The following is a 20446-nucleotide window of genomic DNA, read 5'->3' as shown; positions in this document are numbered from 1 at the left end:
TAAATCACCGCGTCCGTGGATCGATGAAGCGATAGACAATATCCGACAGGAGATTGATCGCGATGGAAATGAGGCCAATCAGCAGCACACTGCCAAGCACTGCATTCATGTCCGCAAAAAACAGTGCCGATGTCAGATATTGACCAAGACCCGGCCATGCGAAAACCGTTTCGATCAGCACGGTGCCATCAAGCAGTCCGCAATAAGCCAAAGCCACTACCGTCAACAACTGGACGCGGATGTTGCGAAATGCATGCCGCCAGACAACAGCGCGTTGTCCCAGCCCCTTGGCGCGGGCGGTGAGAATGTACTCCTGGCGCAACTGCTCCAGCATGAAGCTGCGGCTCATACGGCTAAGATACGCCATCGCTGCGTAACCAAGGATAAGAGCGGGCGCGATAACATGGTGCAGCGCGCTCAGAAACACTTCCCACTCGCCAGCCAGTACGGAGTCCAGCAGCAAAGAACCGGTCGGCCCTTCGACAAGCCCTTCATTGTAGATATCGATGCGCCCACCGCCGGGGATGAGGCCAAATTTCGCGTAAAACACCAAAATTACGATGGTACCGAGCCAGAAAATGGGCGTCGAATACCCCATAAGTCCGACAACGCGCCCTAGGTGGTCGACCCATGTTCCCTTGCGCACTGCAGAAACCACGCCGAGTGGGACGCCAAGTCCTGCACCAATGATGGTGGCGAGCGTCGCCAGTTCAATCGTTGCCGGGAAGACACGGGCCAGGTCGCTTGAAACCGTATTTTTCGTAATGTGAGATTGGCCAAAGTCCAGTTGCACCACATTTACCAGATAGGTCCCGAACTGCTCGTAAAGAGGACGATCCAGCCCCATTTCCTTGTAAACGCGCTCATATGTGGCCTGATCGGCCTGGTCGCCGATGGCCGCGATAACCGGATCGGCAGGGACAAGACGCCCGATAACGAAGGTTATCACCAAAAGCCCAAACAGGGTTGTCAGGATCACCGCAAATGATGTGGCGATTTTTCGGATTGAGGACAGCAGCTTTTTACTGCTGCCCGATACCCTTGTGGCGGTTGCCTGGGAGGAGTTCAATTCGGAAATCCTTGCTGGAGCATAATCCGCACACAGCACCGATGGTGCCAGTGAGACTATCGTCACTTAAAAGAGGTACAGAGAGCCAGCCTGATCCGATCAGACTGGCTCTCCCGAAAAGAGTTATTCACCCTTTGTCACGGTATCCCAGCGGGTCAGCCAGGTGGAATGACCGACATAACCTTTCACGTCCTTGCGGACTGCCTTGGCATCCGTTCTCTGGAATGACGTGACTAAAGCAGGCGAGGATTCCAGATAGGCCTTATTGATCTTGCCATAGAGATCGGCACGCTTTGCCTTGTCGGTTTCATGTGCTGCGGCCAACACCATATCCTGAATATCCTTCGGAACATCCCAGGCAGAACGCCAGGCAAGAAGACCGGTCAGCTTTGCTTCATCGGCGTTGTTGGCATTGGTAGCATAGGAGGCAAGAACAGCGTGCGGATCCGGCAGACGTTCTCCTGAGCGGGCAGAGAATATCTCAAAAGCCCGGTCCCGGAACTTGCCAATGTGGTCACCACCCTGCAAATCCAGCTTGATACCAGCCTTTGCAGCATTGGCCTGAAGTGACTGTGCCACCTCATATTCCGGGGTTACAGGGGTGGCATAATAGGTCTTTGAGAAACCGTTCGGATACCCTGCTTCGGCAAGCAATTGCTTGGCTTTTTCAATATCCAGTTTGTATGGATTTTCGGTGATTGCCCCCGGAAGACCAGCAGGAATGATGCTCTGCTGCTTGATGCCGTAATATTTCATCACTGTGGAAGACAGCCCGTCATAATCGATGAGGTAGCGGAATGCCTCGCGAACCTTAGGATTTGAAAGAATTTCGTCCTTCTGGTTCAGCGCCACATAATAGAATCCAAAACCCGGCGTTTTCTGGATTTCGACATTGCCGCCTGCCTCAAGGGCTGCCAGATCTGTCGAGGAAAGACGTGTCGCAACATCCATGTCGCCCGCATCGATTTGCAAACGTTGCGCAGACGATTCCGGCAGGTGACGCAAAAGCACGCGGCGCATTGCAGGAGCACCCTGCCAATAATCGGGGAACGCCTCGGCAATCAGCGTTTCGTTGGAACGCCATGAGCGCAAGGAGTAAGGGCCGGAACCCGCATCCGCCGTCTGCAAATAGGCACGCCCCATGTCGCCATCCTTTTCCTTGTCGGCAAGGAATGCGCTGTCCAGGATAGAGGTGGAAAAGCTTGCCAAAGACAACAACAGCAAATCTGCGTTCCACACATCTGCGGTCTTGATCTCTACAGTCTGATCGTCAGTTGCCCTGATCAGGCTATCAACATTGTCAGCTGAAAAACCCCATTGGCGTAAATCTGTCGACGGCGCCAGCCCCAACTTCACCAAACGGCGAAGCGACCATTCTACATCTTTAGCGGTAAGTGGATTGCCGGAATGGAACTTCACGCCAGAGCGAATTTTGAACGTAAAAGTTTTGCCGTCATCGGAAACAGTCCAGCTTTCAGCAAGGCCCGGCTGAGGCTCGTTAATCTTGTCGGCCGGCAAAACAATCAGCCGCTCATAGAGGTTGGCGACAACTTCAGCCGCTTCAAGCTGGTTCAATTCATGCGGATCCAGACCACGCATCGACGACATGTTGGTCGCGATGACAAGTTGATCTTTGGGCGTCGCCGCTGACGCGGCAAAAGGCAATGCTGCTGACATGGCAACAGCACCGGCAAGCGTCAGGAAATGGCGTCTTAACATGCTCTTCTCCTCCACAACGAGGCTCCTCAACCTCTGAAAACTACAATTTTCATATCGACATCGATCTGAAATCTGGTATATCAGATCTCACAAGTTCGATAACACGTCAACAGGATTTTGCATCAATGGCTGATCTACCGGATCTTTCATCGACACAGGGGCGCATTGAGAAACTGGACCCACAACTCCAGATTACCGTCCGTGATCATGTGCACCGCATCCTGCGGGGCGCGATCATTGCCGGTCGTTTCGCCCCTGACGAAAAAGTCAACGAACGGCAACTGGCAGAGCAGTTTGGCGTCAGCACCACCCCCATCAAGGAGGCGTTGCGGCAGCTGGAAGCAGAGGGGCTTGTTCAGGCATTGCCACGACGCGGCGTTATCATCCGCTTCAACATGGGCTGGGCAGAGGAAATGATCCTTGCACGCGCGGCTCTCGAATCGATGATTGGCCATCTCGCAGCCCGGCGCATGTCAAAAGAGGCGACTACAGCGTTAAGGGCCACTGTCGGCCTTATGGAAGTCGCCACATCAAGTGGCGATGTTGATGAGCTTATTGCGCTCAACGAAACATTCCATGACCAGATCCATCAGGCATCTCGCTGTCAATATTTGGCAAAGCTGATTGAGCGTCAGCAGTTTTATGACGCCAGCATTCGCCGCATCATTCACTCGGATACCGCAGAGCGCGAAAAGGCGTTGCGTGAGCACGCAGCCATTGCCGATGCCATCATAGCAGGGGATGCGGAACGAGCAGAAAAGCAGATGCGCGACCATGTGGTGCGCTCTGGCGAGACATATCTCGCAATCGTTTTTGGAAAAAGGGAGGACATCAAGGGTGAGTGAGAAGCTCGAAATCGTAAGAAAGGCACTGACTGGCATTTCTGGAGTGCCGGTTACCCCCTACCACGCTAACGGCAGCGTTCATGTCGAGAAGCTCGACACGCTGATCAAGGGGCTGGCGGCAGCCCGCGTGCACAACCTGATGGCTGCAGGCAATACCGGTGAGTTCTTCACGCTGACCATGGACGAAATTCGCCTCGTCCACCGCACAACGATCCGTGCAGCAGATGGCAAGGCACTGGTCAGTGCGGCTGTTGGCCGTTCGCTGGCCGATGCCAAAGCACTTGCGAAAGACGCAATTGCTGAAGGTGCAGATGCGATCATGGGCCATCACCCGATGGACCCGTTTGCAGGCCCCTCCTATCAGGCGCGGTATTTCCTCGAGCTGGCAGATTCGTCTACTGTGCCGGTCATCGCTTATGTGCGCAGTGACGGTTTTTCGGTGGCAGATTTCCGTGAGCTGGCACTGCATTCCAACATTGCAGGCATCAAGTTTGCCTCGTCAAACCTCATGCTGCTGGCAGACATCATCCGCTCAACTCAGGATGCACCGGCCATTTGGGTTTGCGGCCTTGCCGAGGGTTGGGCTCCCGCCTTTTACGCGCTTGGCGCGCGCGGTTTCACATCAGGTCTCGTCAACGTTTTCCCGCAACGTTCGCATGCCATCCACACGGCTTTGGAAGCGGGTGATTATGCTACAGCACGCCAGTTGATCGACGGCATTGCAGGTTTCGAGGCGCTTCGCACCAAATACAACAACGGCGCCAATGTCACGGTCGTCAAAGAAGCGCTCGGCATGCTCGGCAATGATGTTGGTCCGGTCCGTCTTCCCGGCGTGGTTTCGCTCAACGAAAGCGAACGCGCCTTGCTGCGCAACGTTGTTGACCGGGTCAGCAACGAGCAGCAGGCTGCCTGAGGAGTATTAACGTGCATATTACCGGCATAAAAACATATATGCAGCGCGTCGATGATCGCCCGCGCCTGCTTCTGAAAATAGAAACCAGCGAAGGCATTTCCGGCTGGGGCGAATGCTACAATCATGGACCCGACTGGGCCCTGCCGCCACTGCTGGACTATTTGTTTCACCAGATTGAAGGCGAGGATCCTCGCCGGGTGGAATATCTGGTCCTGAAGCTTAACCAGCAATGCCGCTTTCCACCTGGCGCGCTAGGCCTCGCCGCTATTTCAGCCATTGATCACGCATTGTGGGACATAGCGGGCAAGGCTGCTGGCCTACCGGTTTATATGCTGCTGGGCGGTAATGTGCGTGATCGCGTGCGGGTCTATTGCGGCGTCTACACCGCGCCGGATGCAGAACATGCCCGTGACCAGACCATGAAGCTGCAAGAGGATTATGGTTACACTGCCTTTAAGCTCAGCCCCTTCCGCCGCGATTTGCATACCGGCCGCTGGGGTGAACTGGTGAAGGAAACAGGTGACTGGTTCGGCAAGATCAGAGACATCACACCCTCGCATTTCGAATTTGCCTTCGATGCTCATGCCAAGATTTTTGAGCCCTATCAGGCGGTACAACTGGCAGCAGCAATCGCACCTTACGATCCGCTGTTTTATGAAGAGCCGATCCGCCCGGAGCACATACCAGCATGGACCGAACTGAAATCAAAGGTCACCGTGCCCTTGGCAACCGGGGAATCTCTTTACTCACGGTACGAGTTTCTCTCTTTGTTGTCGGCACGGGGCGCAGATATCATTCAACCTGATATCTGCGTGGTCGGTGGCGTTAGTGAAATGCGGCGCATCGCGGCGATTGCCGAGGCGCATTATGTGACAGTGGCTCCGCATAACCCGATGGGACCGCTAGCAACGGCCGTCAATGTTCACTTCTGCGCAGCCCAGCCCAATTTCAAGATCCTCGAGTTCAAACCGCATGTCCATGCACCTTGGGCACTGGATCCCTACATGCCGGTCGACGGCCACATGGAGCTACGCCCTGACCGCCCGGGCTGGGGTATAGAAATTGATGAAAAGGTACTGGTGAAAGAAGATTACATTCACTGGGAGCGCAAGATTACCCGCAAACCGGACGGCGCAACCGCATATCCATAAAAACGTTAAAAGATGCGGGGGGCCGATGTCGGCCTCCCGCGTCGTTTTTTTTCAGAAAACCTTGGTGACCGAGACGGCAAAGGTGCGGCCTCTGCCCTTGTAATCAAAGACTGCCTCATTCGCGAGCGCGCCATAAAGCGCCTTCGCACGAGAACCCCAGACCGTGTTGTACTCCTTATCGAACAGGTTCAGCACACCGAACCTCAACGTGGTGCTCTGTTCGTCGAAACGATAGGCGCCAGTCAAATCAAACAGGGTGTAACCGTCGATCTCCTTGTTGCTCGCATCTTCCAGACTGAACACGTGCTGGCCCGCAAATTTCAGATTCAGATTGTCGTTCGTCCAGCCAACATAACCACCGAGCTTGGAAACACTGGCCGTGCCAACGGATTCTTTTTCCCAACCATTGGCGGTCTTCACTTCGGTTTTTACCCACTGGCCCGATGCGCCAACATCGAAACCATGGTCGAGTTTGACACTGCCGCTGGCCTCAAGGCCGTAAACGCGGCGATCCTGATTAAGAACAGAGATGGCCAAAGTATTTCTATTCAATGCGATTGAGCGATCAGACAGCGAATAATAGGCGGCGGTCTCGAAGCTGTAGGTGTCATCATTGAAACGATAACCGACTTCAAACGAATTGGTCTTGATCGCCTGAAGGGCAGAATCCGCAACATTTACACTGTTAAGCAGTTCGTAACGGCCGCCAACAAGCGTGTAACTTCCGATACCGTAATATTTCGCAGGATCAGGAAGCTCAAAGCCTTGCGAGAAGTTGGCGTAGACCTGCTGGGTATTTGTCAGCGCGTAGCTGGCGCCGAGGTTAAAGAGTGCAGCATCATAGCTGATCTCGCCGCCAGGGATAGTGTCTGCCGAAGTTGCACTTCCATTGATAATGCCAACCTGTTGGGCAGCTCCCACGAAGTCGGAAACTTCTGTTTTGACGTATTGGTAGCGCACGCCGCCATTGACCGTCAGCTTGTCAGTTGCCTCATAGGACGCCTGAACAAAACCCGCCACAGTTGAAACGTCGATATCGGGATAGAGGCCGGTCACACCAATCGTATCAAAGTCCATACCACCGGTGTTCATGGCTGTAACAATGTTGAAAATGTTCTGGTGAGCATTGAAGGAATCCCTATCAGCATCAATACCGTAGGTAATCTTTAAGCCATCAGTTGGCTCGGCAATCATCGCTGCCTTGATGCTGTAATAGTCGGTATTCTGCGAGCTACCGCCAAAATAGAAGGTTGGCGTGGTTGCCGGGAACGGGTTGAATTGCAGCTTTTCGCTTCTGAAGCTGCCTTGCACCAGCAATTGCTGCCCCAGCATATCATCATCCGTGTAGGTGGTGTTAAACATGGTACGGCGAGTTATCGGATTGAAATCCGATTCATAACCATCGCGTGTTTCCAGAAGGTTGGGGTTCCGCAAACCACCAAACAACGGCCCCAAATAAAGGCCGTACGGTGAATCCTGCGTACTGTCGAAAAACTGACCCGACAATTCCAACCGGCGATTATCATCGAACTGCAACCCGACCGATCCCATCACATCGACACGCTCGTTAAATGCGGTTGATGTCTGCGTGATATCGGGAACAAGCATGGTCCCGCTACCATCGTAGAAGGCGCCGGATTTATTGCCGGATACCGAGAACCTCGCATCCCAATTTTCACCGTTATAGGTTGCTGCACCGGCAGCATTACGATCAAAATCGCGGCTGCCGGCAAAACCACTGCCAACGCCCGCCGTTACCTCGGCATGTGTGCCTTCCGGCGCATCCCGACCTTTTTTGGTGATGATGTTGATAACACCGCCGGTCGCGTTGCCACCGTAAATCGCCGAGGCGCCCGAGAGAACTTCGATCCGTTCAATATTAAACGGGTCAATGGCATCAAACTGACGGCTGAGCGCGCGCGCCGAGTTCAAGGAAACGCCATCGATCAGAACGAGCGCCGTACGCCCGCGCAGGTTCTGACCATAGGATGTACGCGCCCCTTCACTGGCCGGATCAAAGCCGGGAATTTTCTCGCCGAGAATCTGCTGAATAGTCTTGCCGGAGCGCGCTTCAGCTTCAATTTCGGAGGCTTCCACGACATGGATCGTTCGGGCTGTCTGGGAAATCTGCTGTGGTATACGGCTACCTGTAATGACAAGCGGGGCAAGCACGGTTGCATTCTCAGACTGATTTACATCCTGCGCGTGAACGCCGGTATTCGATGCGATGGCAAGCGCTAAGCCGCTGACACCAAAATAAAAGTTCCTTCTCATACTGCCCCCTGAGTGCACGCCATGCCGTCATAGAATGACGAAATACAATACTATTTTAATCATGTTTTATGCGGTAATAGTGGGGGGTGCTTGGATGGGAGCGAACCGCTTTTGGATCAATGCGAACATTCACAGAGAAAGAAGGTTGATGTGATGGAAATGATCCGCCCCTTGAAGGTTGGCGCACTTTCTCTTCCCGATGGTGAAAGTCGGCTGGTCTGCCGCACCATTCTGCTCGATATGCTCGGAGAGGCGACAATTCGCATCGAGAATGGCGATCTGGCAGGCATTACCGGACTGTTCTGGAAATATGTCGACCTGTCGCTGGCAACGCTTTATTTTCCGAGAAGTCCCTTGCGGCTAACGGCCCACGGCGTCGGCACGCCGGATGTGGTGATCATCAGGGCAACCGATGGTCCCCTCATCGTCAACCACAAGAAACAGCATTTTGAACTGGGCGGTCGTGATGTCATCTTCCTGCCCGCTGACAGCGTGTCAGAGATCATTCTGCCAGAAGGCGGGCGGTTTGATTGCGCCCACCTGCCCCATACCTCGATTGCAAGGTTTGGCAGCTCACTGAACCACGTGATGCTGAAGCCATTTTCAGAAGATTGCCTGCCGCTGCAACTGATTACCCATTATGCCGGATACCTGCTCCGGCAGGAATATCACGATAAACATCATGCCAGCATGATGGTCGCGCATTTTTACGATCTGCTGCCGGTCCTGATCAGTCACGTCAATCAGGCTGGACCGGAAGAGGTTCCGCAAAACCGCATCGAAACGATCAAGGCCCTGATCGAAGCCAATATTTCCGATGGCTCCTTCTCGATTGTCGATGTCGCCAAGGCCGAACGCATCACGCCGCGCGCAATCCAGAAATTGTTCAGCCGTATGGGAACGACCTATTCCCGCTATGTGCTTGAACGCCGGCTGATGCTGGCCAAGAACATGATACTGGCAGAAACGGCGACCACTCCGATCAGCAAGATTGTTTATGCCTCAGGCTTCAACGACCTGTCCTATTTCAATCGCAGTTTCAGAAGCCGGTACGGCGTGAAACCCTCCGAACTGCGCCGCATGGCTGGCGCCAACACGCAAGAGACCTGAGATCTGCTGACGCAGTCGAATTTCTGACCCGGTTCGCAATTGTCTTATCAAGGTTCGTTTGCCTCCAAGCATTTCGTGCACTGAGGACTAAGCATCGAAGCCAACTGTTTCCCGTCAGGCGCAGGTTCACCTGAGTTCGCCCGGGAACTGCACCCTGTCCCATTGAACATACCCGCTAATTGCACTGGTTCACGCATGGCCCACACCACAGAAACATATCATGACAAAACAGATAGCGGCTCGCTCGACCAGCGCCTGATGGGCGTTCTTGGCGGATTATATCTGGCACAAGGCATACCGACTTATCTGCTGCTGGTGGCACTTCCGCCGATCATGCGCGAAAGTGGTGCCTCAAGAACGGCAATCGGCCTGTTTTCATTGCTGATGTTGCCGATGATCCTGAAATTTGCTGTCGCACCGCTGGTGGATCGCTGGTCACCCATGCCACGACTTGGCCACCGACGTGGCTGGATCATTCCAACCCAGTTGCTGGTGAGTACAGGCATAGCCGCAATGTCTTTCACAGATCCTAGTCAGGCAGGAACGTTGTTTGCCATCTGCCTGTTCATTACACTTGCTTCGTCCGTGCAGGATATTGCAACCGACGGATATGCCGTCCGGTTTCTGACCGACAAAACCCGCTCGCTCGGCAATGCAGTGCAGGCAGGCGCTGTGGCACTGGGCGTTTTGATCGGCGGCACCGCAGCCCTGGTCGTGTTCCATCTTGCCGGTTGGAAAACCATGATCCTGCTGGTTGCTGCCCTCTCTTTGCTGCCTCTTATTGCGGCCCGTTTCATGGAGCAAGAACAACCGGCGGCTTCAAGTGGCGCGAAGCGCCCCAGCCTCCTGGGCTTTTTCCGTCACCCACAGGCGTGGTTGATCCTCGGTTTTGCGCTGACCTACAGGGCAAGCGAAGGTCTGGTCCGTGGCATGGAAGGCGCCTATCTCGTCGATAGCAAGGTGCCCACCGATTGGATCGGATATCTGTCCGGCAGCGCGGCGGCGACAGCTGGTCTGTTCGGTGTGGTTATTGCTGCCCTGATCATTCGCAAGGCAGGACTGACAGCCACCCTTGTTTTGCTCGGCGGCTTGCGAAGCTTGTGTTTCCTTGCTTTTGCACTCAACGCCTTTGGAGTTTGGCCGGGCATTGCCATTGCCATGTCGGCGTCTGCATTCCAGACCCTGATCCGCTACATGGAGCTGGTGGCAATCTACTCCTTCTTCATGAAGGCAGCCTCCAAGGATCAGCCAGGCACTGACTTTACCATCCTGACCTGCGCAGAACTGATAATTTACATGCTCGGCGCGTCAATCGCCGGATACCTCGCCGATCACCTGGGTTATGCAACACTGTTCTCGACGGCGACCGTCATTTCGCTGCTCGGCATGGGCCTGTCGGTCTGGTTCCTGAACAGGATTGGGAAGACATCCAAGATAACAGCTGCAGCAAAAGCCTGAGACCACAACATCATACAGGATGACCACAAAAAGCGCCTGATATCAGGCGCTTTTTTCTAACACTCAAGCGTGGTTTAAACGCCAGGTTCGATCCGTTTTTCGGTTTTTGCATCGAACACATGAATGTTGTTTCGGTCGAAAGTCAGGTGGATGGACGTATCCGACGTGAGCGGAGACCTGCCGTTCAAAACAACGACGATTTCCGGTGATGTGGCGGACGTTACATAGGTCATTGCACCAGTCGACTCGACGGCGGCGACCGGAATGTCAAACCCTGGCGCATCGGGCGCTGCCAGCACCAGATGTTCCGGCCGAACCCCAACCAGCAATTCCGTGTTGGCTGGCAAGACCTTCCCGAGTTCAATGACCTGTTCACCACCGAGATTGAGGCTGAGCGATTTTCCATCCGCCGATGACCGCGCAGGAATGAAGTTCATTGCGGGTGAACCGATAAAACCGGCAACAAAGCGGTTGGCCGGTCGGTCATAGAGCTCAAGCGGCCTGCCCTGTTGCTCAATCACGCCGCTGCGCATCACCACGACATGATCTGCCATGGTCATCGCCTCGACCTGATCATGCGTCACATAGACCGATGTTGCGCCCAACCTGTCGTGCAGCGCTCGGATTTCCTTGCGCATGTGGACACGCAAAGCGGCATCGAGGTTGGACAGAGGTTCATCAAACAGGAAGGCTTTGGGGTTACGAATAATCGCACGGCTCATTGCCACACGTTGACGTTGGCCGCCTGACAACTCCCTCGGGTACCGATGAAGCAGATCAGAAAGTCCGGTGATGGCTGCGACCTCTTCGGCGGCCTTCTTTGCTTCTGCCTTTTTCACGCCCTTGATTTTCAGGCTGTAGGTAAGATTTTGCTCCACTGTCATATGCGGATAAAGCGCATAGGACTGAAACACCATGGCAAGGTCACGTTTTCTGGGCGGAACGTCATTCATCCGCTCACCCGCGATCACCAGATCTCCGGCAGAGATTGTCTCAAGCCCGGCGAGCGAACGCAGCAGAGTTGACTTTCCACAGCCGGACGGACCGACCAGTGCTACAAACGCACCCTTGCGGATAGAAAGATCGATGTTCTTTAGCGCATGGTAGGCGCCGTAATATTTGTTCACGCCCGACAGTTCGATTTGCTGGGTCATTTCAGAGCTCCTGAGGTCAGGCCGGAGACGATACGTCGCTGCAACAGCACGAAGATCGCAAGGATCGGCGTTACATACATTGTGGCGTAGGCCATGATGTTGTTCCATTCGCTGGTGTTCGGCCCCATGAAGGAATTGAGACCAACACTTGCCGGCTGCAAAGTGACATCCTGGATCATCGATTTGGAATAAACGAATTCGCCAAAGGCCTGCATGAAGATAAGGATTGCACTCACCAGAATGCCGTTGCGGGCAAGCGGTAAAACGATGTGGAAAAAGGCACCACAACGGGAGTTGCCATCCACAAGTGCCGCCTCTTCCAGCTCCAACGGCACAGCCATGAAGGTTGCACGAACAAGCACGACAAAAAACGGCATGCTTTTGGCCGCAATCGCTAGAATGACGGCAAAACGTGGATAATCGAGCAGGCCGATTTGCGTGAAGCCGACGAAGATCGGTGTAACCATCAACGAGGCCGGCAGAACCTGCAACATCAGGATCAGGAAAAGACCGGCATCAATCCAGACGTTTCTGTAACGCGCCAGTACATAGGCACAGCCGGTTCCAAGCACGGTGATCAGCGCAACAGACCCGAACGCAATCAAGGTCGAGTTCCACAAGTACCGCCCCATATTGCGGCTTTCCCACACATAGGCAAACGTGCCCCACTGTGCAGTCGAAGGCCAGAAACTTGGCGGGTTCGCAAACATTTCCGATCCGGCCTTGATTGCTGTTATGTACATCCAGTAGAGCGGAAACAGATAGATGGCCGCCATGACGACAGCGATGGCCAGCATCAAACGATGACGAGATGTTTCGCTCATCCGCGCACCTCATGCCGTGTCGAGCGCACATAAACTGCCGCCGCAAACATTACAAACACCGTCATGATCACCGAGATCGTTGCACCTCTGCCAAAATCATATTGGCGGAACGACAGATCCCAGGCCCAATATTGGGCGACGTTGGAGGAGTTGTTGGGGCCTCCGTCGGTGATGGCCGCAAAAAGATCAAATTGCTGCAGGGTAAAAATCAGACCCAGCGAAATAATCGCCCCGATCGTCGAACGCATCATCGGCAAGGTGATTGTCCAGAAACGATGCCAAGCATTGGCGCCGTCCATCTCGGCCGCCTCATAGAGATCACTGGGGATGGCGGAGAGGCCAACCGAAAGCAGGATCATATTGAAGGACGTGCCAAGCCAGATATTGGCGATAACGACGGCCCAGAGAGAGAAATCGGGATCGGAGCGCCAGAAGATATTGTCGCTGATCAAACCACTTTCCCGCAGGAAAAAATTCAACACGCCGAAATCACCAGACAATATCCAGTTCCAGATCGCACCAACGACCAATCCTGGCATGACCCATGACACAAGGAACAATCCGCGCAGCCATGTGGAGCCGGGAAAACTCGTCCAGAAAAACAGCGCCAGACCAAAGCCAATCATGAATTGCCCCGCGATCGAGCCAACCACGAAGATCAGCGTATTGGTCAGGATCGGCAAGGTTTCCGGCTGTTTAAACAAGGCAACATAATTGTCGAAGCCTACAAATGGCCTGATGAAGCTGCCGAGGCTGAACATGTCCACCTCCTGAAAGCTCATCAGGATATTGTAGATCAGCGGCAGGCCAGCCAGCGCAAACAGGAATGCGAAGGGCACGCCAACCAGCATCAGGTCGAAACCGCGACCGTCGCTTATACTGGAGAGTATTCGTCTCATCAGAACCTCTTGTGATCGTTTCAGACTACCCGGCACCGCAGTGCCGGGTAGTGACGTCGGGGAGGAAACGAGATGTTCGGTCACGTCATACCAAAGGCCCGTCAGCCTTCGATCGACTTGATCTTCTCGGCGGCCTGATCAAGCGCCGCCTTAGGCTCCATTTGCCCGGTCAACGCGGCCTGAATGGCATCCTGAATGGCCTTGGAAATCTTGGGCCACTCAGGCGACGGGCCACGCGGCTGGGCATATTTCAGCTGTTCGACGAATGTCGCCAAGGCAGCGTCCTTGACCGCATTGCCGGTGGGTGGGACCGGCAGATCAGCGCGGGCGGGCAGCTGGCCGAAATCCTTGTACATGGTGGCATCCTTCGACGCGAAGAACTCCAGCGCTTTGAAAGCCTCTTCCGGATGCTGGCTTTTTGAAAAGATCGCCCAGTTATAGTCACCCATAGCCGAAGAGCGTTCAGCGCCTTCCTGCGGAACTGGCAACAAGGCCGTGCCCCATTCAAACTTGGCATCGCTCAGCATGCGATCGATTTCCCAAGGGCCTGATATCGCCATGGCGGCGTTGCCGGCATTAAACGTCGCCGTCGAATCCCACTGACTGCGCGTCAGCGTATCGGGCGACGTCAGCTTTTCATCCAGCAACTGTTTCCAGATGGTCAGAGCACGCACGGCACCCTCGCCGTTGATGGCCTTGTAGGATGATCCCCCCATCTGTGCCCATGGCAGAAACTGGAAGGTTCCTTCTTCGTTGGCCTTTGCAGAAAACGTAATGCCATACACATTCTTCGACGGATCATTCAGCTTGCGAGCCGTTTCCACCAGTTCATCCCATGTTTGGGGTGCCTTTTCCGGATCAAGCCCTGCCGCCTTGAACAGGTCCTTGTTGTAGTAAAGCGCAATTGTGTTGGTTGCCTTCGGCACACCATAATATTTGTCGTCCCAAGTGACCGACTTCAGGGGGCCAGGGAAATAGTTCTCCGGCTTGATCTCTGTCGATCCCTTGATCATGTCTGTCAAATCAAGAAAGGCCCCGCGCGACGCAAACATCGCGTGGTTGGGGTTGTCGATGGCGATGATGTCGGGCGCCTTTCCGGTCGAATAGGCACGCATGGCTTCACTCACGACATCGTCAAACTGGATCTGGCGATATTCGATCTTGATGCCATTATTCTGTGCGTTGAATTCCTTGATCAGATTGGGTGCGGGCTGAATATCGCGATCCAGAGACCACAGGGTCAGCGTTACGTCGTCAGCTTTCGCGGCGAAACCAACAAGCGAAGTACATGTCATGGCCAGTGCAATGGCAATCGAATGCTTTCGGATACCCATAGTTCTCCTCCTTCGGGTTATCTTCACGTCACCTTGCCGATTGCCCGCCTCCTCAGGCAACCGGCCACTCCTGTCAGGTCGGATCGACGACGAAATCGCCTCCTCGCGCCTGTTTCAAATGGTTAAGTGCATGGACCTGACCGGTCATCTCAAGCGCATCGCGGTAGACAGGGTCATGCCAGCCCTCAATGTCGATGGAACCGGACCAGCCAGCGAGACGCAGTTGAGAGATAATATCGGTCCAGTTGCTGTCGCCAAACCCGGGTGTGCGCATAAAAACGAACGGGTGTTTTCCAAAAATTCCGTGCTCACGAATGACATCCCAGCGAATGGTGGCATCCTTTCCATGAACATGGAAAATCTTGTGCGCCCATTTGCGGATCTGCGGCAACGGATCGATCAGATAAACCATCTGGTGGCAGGGCTCCCACTCCAGACCGATATTATCGTCAGGCGTTTCGTTGAAAATCAGCTCCCAGGCGTCTGGATTGTGGGCGATATTCCAGTCACCGGTTGCCCAGTTGCCATCCATGGCACAATTTTCAAAGGCAATTTTGATGCCCTTGTCAGCGGCACGTTTGGCAAGTTCGCTCCATACTTCCCGGTAACGCGGTAGGCTTTCTGGCAATGGCTTGTTTCTGATGCGGCCGGTAAAACCAGCGACGCAGGTCGCACCAAAATAATGGGCGTTATCGATGCAGTCTTTCCAACCTTGCAGGGTTTGCAAATCCAATTCGGTTTCCTCGAGCGGATTACCAAACATGCCGATCGTTGACATGGTGATATCCCTGTCGCCGATGGCATCGACGCAACGTTTTCCAAGCTCGGCAATATCTTGGCCATTGGTCGTCTGCCAGAAAAACGGCTCAAAACTCTCAAAACCCATATCCGCGATTTGCGAAATACGCTGTGCGGCCTGACCCTTTGTGGCACTGACCATTGTACCAACGCGGATGGAATTTCTGTTCTGCTCGCTCATTGCTGATTTTTCCTATGCTGCAAGATCGATGGATCGGCCAGACCTGGCGCTTTCGATTGCCCCAAACACCATGGCCAAGCTCTTGATGTTGTCCTGCCCAGCCGTTTCAGGGGTACGACCTGTCCGGATGGCCGACAGAAAATCAGCGATGACACTGGCATGCCCACGGGTTTCTTCTTCATTGGCAGGTGGCGGCACCTCAATGGAGGTAAAACCACGCAACACGCCATCCTGCCCACCAGCGACAGAGGCCTTGAAGTTCTCCTCGCCGTCCCAGGTCAGCATTCCCTTCGTACCAACAAGACGCCAGATGCTTTCCCAGCTTGTCCGTTCGCCCTCAGCACACCAGGACCCGCGATAGGTAAAGACCACATCATCCGAAAGCTGGAACACCGCATTGGCGGAAGCACCATGGGCGTACCACGAGCCCCGGGGATTTGTTTCCAGGCAATAGACAGAAAGTGGCAGTTTGCCCGAAACATAACGGGCAGCATCGAAGGTATGGATCGCCATGTCCAAAAGCAGCACATTGTCCATTTTTTCACGGAATCCGCCGAAATGCGGACCGATGAAAAAGTCACAATGAATGGCGGTGATGTCGCCGATCACACCACTCTCAACAAAGCGACGCATACGCCGCACACCCGATATAAAACGGCGGTTCTGCACCACGGAATGGATCTTGCCGGCAGCCTTCGCAGCTTCAATAAGATCGGCCGCCTCACTCATTGAGCTCGACATCGGCTTTTCGCTCAACACGTGGCAACCATACGCCAGGGCAGTGCGGACAACCGAATGGCGCGCGGCGGGAATGACGACATCAAACACGATATCGGCTCTGGTCTTTTCCAGAACCTCACGCAGGTCTGTCCCTATGGTGACCGGCCCCAAATTGAACTCGTCGGCAAGCGCCCGAGCGACATTCAGGTCAAGGTCAACAAGACCGACCAGCGACAGCGCATCCCGTAAGTCTGGTGTGGATTGAACCGCACGAAGCCAGCCCTTGGCCATAGCTCCGCAGCCACACAATACAACGTTGTATGTCAAGATTATCCTCCCTGTGACGTTTGGATTCTCGCCCTCCAGCAAAAACCGTAAACGTTTACGGTAACTATGGACATGTCTGATTTTTTGTCAATACTGTTTGCTGAAGCGGTGATGAAAGACGGATTACAGCATGAAGGGCATTCGCCAACTGGCCGAACATCTCGACATATCGATCGGCACCGTATCGCGTGCGCTGAACGGCAAGACGGATGTAAATCCTCGGACACGCCAACGTGTTCTCGAGGCCGCAGAAAAACTGGGTTATGTTGCCAACCAGTCGGGCCGCTCTCTGCGCAAGGGTTCGACCGGCGTCATCGGTTTCATGATGCAAACTGGGCCGGAAATCACTGGCCAGGGCGACACGTTTTTCATGAGCGTCTTTGACGGCGTGCAGACGGTGCTGGCTCGTCACAATCTCGATCTTGTCGCGCTGCTCTGCTCCTCATCCGAAGATCCCGACGCCTACCTACAACGCACCGTGGCACGCGGTTTTGCTGATGCCATCATTCTTTCGGCAACCCGGCGAAACGACGCCCGTTTCGAACTGCTCGACCGGCAAAACATCCCGTTCATCTCACTCGGTCGCAGCCTGACCGACGTTGGTCAACCGTGGATCGATCTGGATTTTGAAGGCATGGCCGAAACCGCCATGGAGCGTCTCATCAATGCTGGACACACGGACATCGGTGTCGTCTGGCCGCATGGCGATCTCAATCTGGGTTACATTTTCATCGAACGATGCCGGGAAGTTCTGGCTCGCCATAATCTGACGCTGCGCGATGAATACATCTTTCGCGCCCGCCCCAATGAGGCTGGCGGTTATGCGGTGGCGCAGGAGATAGCTGCCCGGCCGACCCGCCCGACCGCCATTACTCTTGTCAACGAAACGCTGGTGACGGGTCTATACAAAGGCCTGGAAGAAGCAGGCATCAAACCGGGGAAAGATATCGCCATCATCGGCCGCCACAGTCCGCACACCCAGTTTCTGTCTCCGGCATTAACGGGCTTCAGCCTTTCGCTACACGACCTCGGCGTCAGCCTTGCCGAGGGTCTGCTGTCTGTTATGCCTGCCTACAAGGATATCTATCCGGCCACCTACCGCCGCGTCTGGCCAATGGCCCTGATCGAGGGGGAAAGCGGCTAGACTGTTGGTTAAAAGATATAAATGTAAAAAGCCCGACCTTACGGCCGGGCTTTGATATGCAGAAAGCGAAATCGAACCGTTACTTGCACGCCATTACATGGCGCCGAACAATGCTTTCTGGGCGATTTTCAAGGCACCAATCGCGTCATGACGGCTCTGCGCCTCTCTCAATGCATCAACATCAAGCGCGGCAAGCCCTTTGTCGGCGGCCTTGAGGAAATCAATGGCGTGGTTGGCCGTTGCAACACTGTCTTCGCGGAACGGGAACTGATCCAGCTGCCAGACGCCTTCCCACTTGTTCTTGCGGAGAACGTAGAAAAACTCAAACAGTTCAATTGGATGAAGGCTGCCAGCAACCAGATCGTCATCCCATGAACGATAGTTGTCGTTGACGTCCATACCGAACAGACGACCATAATCGATTGCAAGCTGTGCACTGTCGGCAGCAGACTCACCGCCCATGATGGCGTGGCCAAAATCGAGAAGAATGCCAACATTCGGCAGGCCGATTTTCTCGATACCGAGCAGTGTACGTGCCACAGAACCAAAGCTCATGCGCACGCGTGGTTCCCGCGGTTTGTATTCGATCACGAATTTCAGATCGGGGTTTTCGCTGGCAAGCTGGCCGACCCCATCAAGCGAGTGCTTCCACAATGTGCCGTAATCAACCTGGAACGGATAGTCCCAGCCATCCTGACCCGGCCAAAGCTTGACATAATCAGCACCGAAATAACGAACCTGATCACAGGCTTCTGTCACCAGTTCATGGGTTCGTCTGCGAACACCGGCATCCGGGTTGGTGAATGAGCCTTTGACGAATTCACGGGTATAGATCTCTGGCGTAATACCGATGACGCCCAACTTGTTACGATCCAGCGCCTCTTTAACCTGCGCATTGGAAAAGTCACCGCCGAAGAATGGATAGTTGATATCGACAACCGACAGATCAGCAACCTGACCTGCCAGGTCAATCGCCTCGATAACACTGCGCGGTGCACCATATCCATCCGTGGCATAACGATCGAGATAGGTGGCGAAGTGCCAGATACCGGCGCCAAAACGTTGTGTTGTCATAGGTTTCCTCCATGTATGTGAATATTTGGGCGCGCGCCTTCTGCAGACGGCAACGTAAAATCAGATGTGATGACGAGACAGTGTCAAAGCAGATCGAAATGAAACGAAACCGACATCGCACAGCGGGCGATTGAAGTCCGACCGACCCCTGACAGCGATACACGTATCTGTTTGCAAACGAACCGGCACAATCCACTCCTCCCAGAGGTGGCAACCACATCAAAGCACTAAACGGCTTTTGAATGCTTTCGATTTATTTCATTTGATTGAACAAATCGCATGAAACACCAAAGCGTTCAAGTGAATTATTGCCCCACCAAACCATAACGAAAGAGAGTGCGCCGCCTTACATCCTATCAGTGCATGTTGGGTCATCAATTTTGCGAAAAACCGCAAATCTCAAAAATATATTGACATCAAACGAAAGTAATCGATAGTTTAAACCTCGAAAAACCGCTGGAGGGTGGTTTTGACAACGGGAGGTCTCCATGAAACTGACGAAACGTCTTTTGATGTCCGTCGTCGCGCTCGGCATTGCCGGTGCGATGTCTGGCGTGGCTTTAGCCGCCGATACTATCGCAATCATTACACCAAGCCATGACAACCCATTCTTCAAGGCTGAAGCGGATGGCGCTGCAGCCAAGGCGAAAGAACTGGGTTATGCCACTATGGTTCTGGTCCACAATGATGACGCCAACAAGCAGAACGAACTGTTCGACAGCGCTATCGCAGCTGGCGTAAAAGCCATCATTCTCGACAATGCCGGTGCAGACGCCTCGGTTGCGGCAGTCCAGAAGGCCAAGGACAAGGGCATACCTTCTTTCCTGATTGACCGCGAGATCACCACAGCCGGCGTTGCCGTATCGCAGATCGTTTCCAACAACTATCAGGGTGCACAGCTTGGCGCGGAAGAGTTCGTCAAGCTGATGGGTGAAAAGGGTAATTATGCCGAACTTCTCGGCAAGGAATCCGACACCAATGCCGGCATTCGTTCGCAGGGATATCACGACGTGATCGACCAATATTCGGACATGAAGCTGGTTGCCAAACAGACGGCAAACTGGTCGCAGACCGAAGCTTACACTGTTATGGAATCGATCCTGCAGGCGCATCCTGACATCAAGGGCGTGATCTCCGGCAACGACACCATGGCCATGGGCGCTTATGCAGCACTTGAAGCCGCTGGCCGCAAGGACGTTATCGTCGTTGGTTTCGATGGTTCGAACGACGTTCGTGACTCCATCAAGAAGGGTGGCATCAAGGCAACCGTTCTTCAGCCCGCTTACCAGCAAGCACAGCTGGCTGTTGAACAGGCTGACAAGTTCATCAAGACCGGCTCCACAGGCCTTGAAGAAAAGCAGTTGATGGATTGCATTCTCATCAACGCTGACAATGCCGAAAAGCTCGAGACATTCGCGCTGACGCAGTAAAACCTGCCCCGCCATCCGGGGC

At 54.2% G+C, this 20446-nt stretch carries 17 protein-coding genes; 7 read left to right on the top strand and 10 right to left on the bottom strand.

Annotated elements, in window-relative coordinates; all coding sequences use genetic code 11:
• Positions 1-4: 4 nt before the first annotated feature.
• On the bottom strand, positions 5-1069 hold the full coding sequence (locus tag ACZ5FM_RS19855) for an ABC transporter permease (protein ID WP_371815336.1): 1065 nt from the start codon (positions 1067-1069) through the stop codon (positions 5-7).
• Between the two features lie 123 nt (positions 1070-1192).
• Entirely contained in the window at positions 1193-2788 is a 1596-nt protein-coding gene (locus tag ACZ5FM_RS19850; protein ID WP_464041031.1) for an ABC transporter substrate-binding protein, read from the bottom strand.
• 125 nt (positions 2789-2913) lie between these two features.
• Here ACZ5FM_RS19850 and ACZ5FM_RS19845 point away from each other — a divergent pair, with 125 nt between their 5' ends.
• The 3 genes from ACZ5FM_RS19845 to ACZ5FM_RS19835 are packed head-to-tail and all read left to right on the top strand — an operon-like array spanning position 2914 to position 5697.
• Positions 2914-3633: a GntR family transcriptional regulator gene (locus tag ACZ5FM_RS19845; RefSeq protein WP_192489639.1), complete on the top strand. Its 720-nt coding sequence runs from the start codon at positions 2914-2916 to the stop codon at positions 3631-3633.
• The gene (locus ACZ5FM_RS19840; protein WP_312949516.1) at positions 3626-4546 is read left to right on the top strand and encodes a dihydrodipicolinate synthase family protein; all 921 of its coding nucleotides are present in this window, start codon (positions 3626-3628) and stop codon (positions 4544-4546) included. Before ACZ5FM_RS19845 ends, ACZ5FM_RS19840 begins: the two co-directional genes overlap by 8 nt.
• A gap of 11 nt (positions 4547-4557) precedes the next feature.
• Positions 4558-5697 carry a mandelate racemase/muconate lactonizing enzyme family protein gene (locus ACZ5FM_RS19835; RefSeq protein ID WP_312949518.1) on the top strand — a complete coding sequence of 380 codons (1140 nt, stop codon included), beginning with the start codon at positions 4558-4560 and terminating at the stop codon, positions 5695-5697.
• A 51-nt stretch (positions 5698-5748) separates the two neighbouring features.
• Here ACZ5FM_RS19835 and rhtA read toward each other — a convergent pair whose 3' ends face one another.
• A complete protein-coding gene (rhtA, locus tag ACZ5FM_RS19830) occupies positions 5749-7971 on the bottom strand; it encodes a TonB-dependent siderophore receptor RhtA (RefSeq protein ID WP_464041030.1) in 2223 nt (740 codons plus the stop codon).
• A 153-nt stretch (positions 7972-8124) separates the two neighbouring features.
• On the opposite strand from rhtA, the gene rhrA reads away from it, so the two are divergent.
• The gene (rhrA, locus tag ACZ5FM_RS19825) at positions 8125-9081 is read left to right on the top strand and encodes a rhizobactin biosynthesis transcriptional regulator RhrA (RefSeq protein WP_312949523.1); all 957 of its coding nucleotides are present in this window, start codon (positions 8125-8127) and stop codon (positions 9079-9081) included.
• Positions 9082-9276: 195 nt separating this feature from the next.
• Positions 9277-10539, top strand: coding sequence for a RhtX/FptX family siderophore transporter (locus ACZ5FM_RS19820; RefSeq protein ID WP_464041029.1), 1263 nt, complete (start codon positions 9277-9279; stop codon positions 10537-10539).
• A 74-nt stretch (positions 10540-10613) separates the two neighbouring features.
• On the opposite strand, the gene ACZ5FM_RS19815 is transcribed toward ACZ5FM_RS19820, so the two are convergent.
• The 6 genes from ACZ5FM_RS19815 to ACZ5FM_RS19790 all read right to left on the bottom strand — a co-directional run bounded on the left by ACZ5FM_RS19815 (position 10614) and on the right by ACZ5FM_RS19790 (position 16776).
• Positions 10614-11693, bottom strand: coding sequence for an ABC transporter ATP-binding protein (locus ACZ5FM_RS19815; protein WP_464041028.1), 1080 nt, complete (start codon positions 11691-11693; stop codon positions 10614-10616).
• Entirely contained in the window at positions 11690-12517 is an 828-nt protein-coding gene (locus tag ACZ5FM_RS19810) for a carbohydrate ABC transporter permease (RefSeq protein WP_464041027.1), read from the bottom strand. Before ACZ5FM_RS19810 ends, ACZ5FM_RS19815 begins: the two co-directional genes overlap by 4 nt.
• A complete protein-coding gene (locus tag ACZ5FM_RS19805; RefSeq protein ID WP_464041026.1) occupies positions 12514-13416 on the bottom strand; it encodes a carbohydrate ABC transporter permease in 903 nt (300 codons plus the stop codon). The genes ACZ5FM_RS19810 and ACZ5FM_RS19805 overlap by 4 nt, the downstream gene beginning before the upstream one ends.
• Positions 13417-13517: 101 nt before the next feature.
• Positions 13518-14750 carry an ABC transporter substrate-binding protein gene (locus tag ACZ5FM_RS19800; protein WP_259148859.1) on the bottom strand — a complete coding sequence of 411 codons (1233 nt, stop codon included), beginning with the start codon at positions 14748-14750 and terminating at the stop codon, positions 13518-13520.
• Between the two features lie 73 nt (positions 14751-14823).
• Positions 14824-15729, bottom strand: a complete 906-nt coding sequence (locus ACZ5FM_RS19795) for a sugar phosphate isomerase/epimerase family protein (protein ID WP_464041025.1) — start codon at positions 15727-15729, stop codon at positions 14824-14826.
• A 12-nt stretch (positions 15730-15741) separates the two neighbouring features.
• Positions 15742-16776, bottom strand: coding sequence for a Gfo/Idh/MocA family protein (locus ACZ5FM_RS19790; RefSeq protein WP_464041024.1), 1035 nt, complete (start codon positions 16774-16776; stop codon positions 15742-15744).
• Between the two features lie 130 nt (positions 16777-16906).
• On the opposite strand from ACZ5FM_RS19790, the gene ACZ5FM_RS19785 reads away from it, so the two are divergent.
• Entirely contained in the window at positions 16907-17920 is a 1014-nt protein-coding gene (locus ACZ5FM_RS19785) for a LacI family DNA-binding transcriptional regulator (protein WP_259148856.1), read from the top strand.
• A 93-nt stretch (positions 17921-18013) separates the two neighbouring features.
• Here ACZ5FM_RS19785 and ACZ5FM_RS19780 read toward each other — a convergent pair whose 3' ends face one another.
• On the bottom strand, positions 18014-18994 hold the full coding sequence (locus ACZ5FM_RS19780; protein WP_259148855.1) for a sugar phosphate isomerase/epimerase family protein: 981 nt from the start codon (positions 18992-18994) through the stop codon (positions 18014-18016).
• Between the two features lie 488 nt (positions 18995-19482).
• Between ACZ5FM_RS19780 and ACZ5FM_RS19775 the strand changes: the two genes are divergently transcribed.
• Positions 19483-20424 (top strand): D-ribose ABC transporter substrate-binding protein, encoded by a 942-nt coding sequence (locus ACZ5FM_RS19775; protein ID WP_192489650.1) that lies wholly within the window; start codon positions 19483-19485, stop codon positions 20422-20424.
• Positions 20425-20446: the final 22 nt, after the last annotated feature.

This window comes from Agrobacterium sp. 5Ca50, from assembly GCF_055381905.1.
This window is presented reverse-complemented; position numbering and strand designations above follow the sequence as displayed.

Coding starts and splice junctions, on each gene's coding strand:
- ACZ5FM_RS19850 (WP_464041031.1), bottom strand. CDS start 2,788: ATGTTAAGACGCCATTTCCTGACGCTTGCCGGTGCTGTTGCCATGTCA.
- ACZ5FM_RS19845 (WP_192489639.1), top strand. CDS start 2,914: ATGGCTGATCTACCGGATCTTTCATCGACACAGGGGCGCATTGAGAAA.
- rhtA (WP_464041030.1), bottom strand. CDS start 7,971: ATGAGAAGGAACTTTTATTTTGGTGTCAGCGGCTTAGCGCTTGCCATC.
- rhrA (WP_312949523.1), top strand. CDS start 8,125: ATGGAAATGATCCGCCCCTTGAAGGTTGGCGCACTTTCTCTTCCCGAT.
- ACZ5FM_RS19820 (WP_464041029.1), top strand. CDS start 9,277: ATGGCCCACACCACAGAAACATATCATGACAAAACAGATAGCGGCTCG.
- ACZ5FM_RS19815 (WP_464041028.1), bottom strand. CDS start 11,693: ATGACCCAGCAAATCGAACTGTCGGGCGTGAACAAATATTACGGCGCC.
- ACZ5FM_RS19810 (WP_464041027.1), bottom strand. CDS start 12,517: ATGAGCGAAACATCTCGTCATCGTTTGATGCTGGCCATCGCTGTCGTC.
- ACZ5FM_RS19805 (WP_464041026.1), bottom strand. CDS start 13,416: ATGAGACGAATACTCTCCAGTATAAGCGACGGTCGCGGTTTCGACCTG.
- ACZ5FM_RS19800 (WP_259148859.1), bottom strand. CDS start 14,750: ATGGGTATCCGAAAGCATTCGATTGCCATTGCACTGGCCATGACATGT.
- ACZ5FM_RS19795 (WP_464041025.1), bottom strand. CDS start 15,729: ATGAGCGAGCAGAACAGAAATTCCATCCGCGTTGGTACAATGGTCAGT.
- ACZ5FM_RS19785 (WP_259148856.1), top strand. CDS start 16,907: ATGAAGGGCATTCGCCAACTGGCCGAACATCTCGACATATCGATCGGC.
- ACZ5FM_RS19780 (WP_259148855.1), bottom strand. CDS start 18,994: ATGACAACACAACGTTTTGGCGCCGGTATCTGGCACTTCGCCACCTAT.
- ACZ5FM_RS19775 (WP_192489650.1), top strand. CDS start 19,483: ATGAAACTGACGAAACGTCTTTTGATGTCCGTCGTCGCGCTCGGCATT.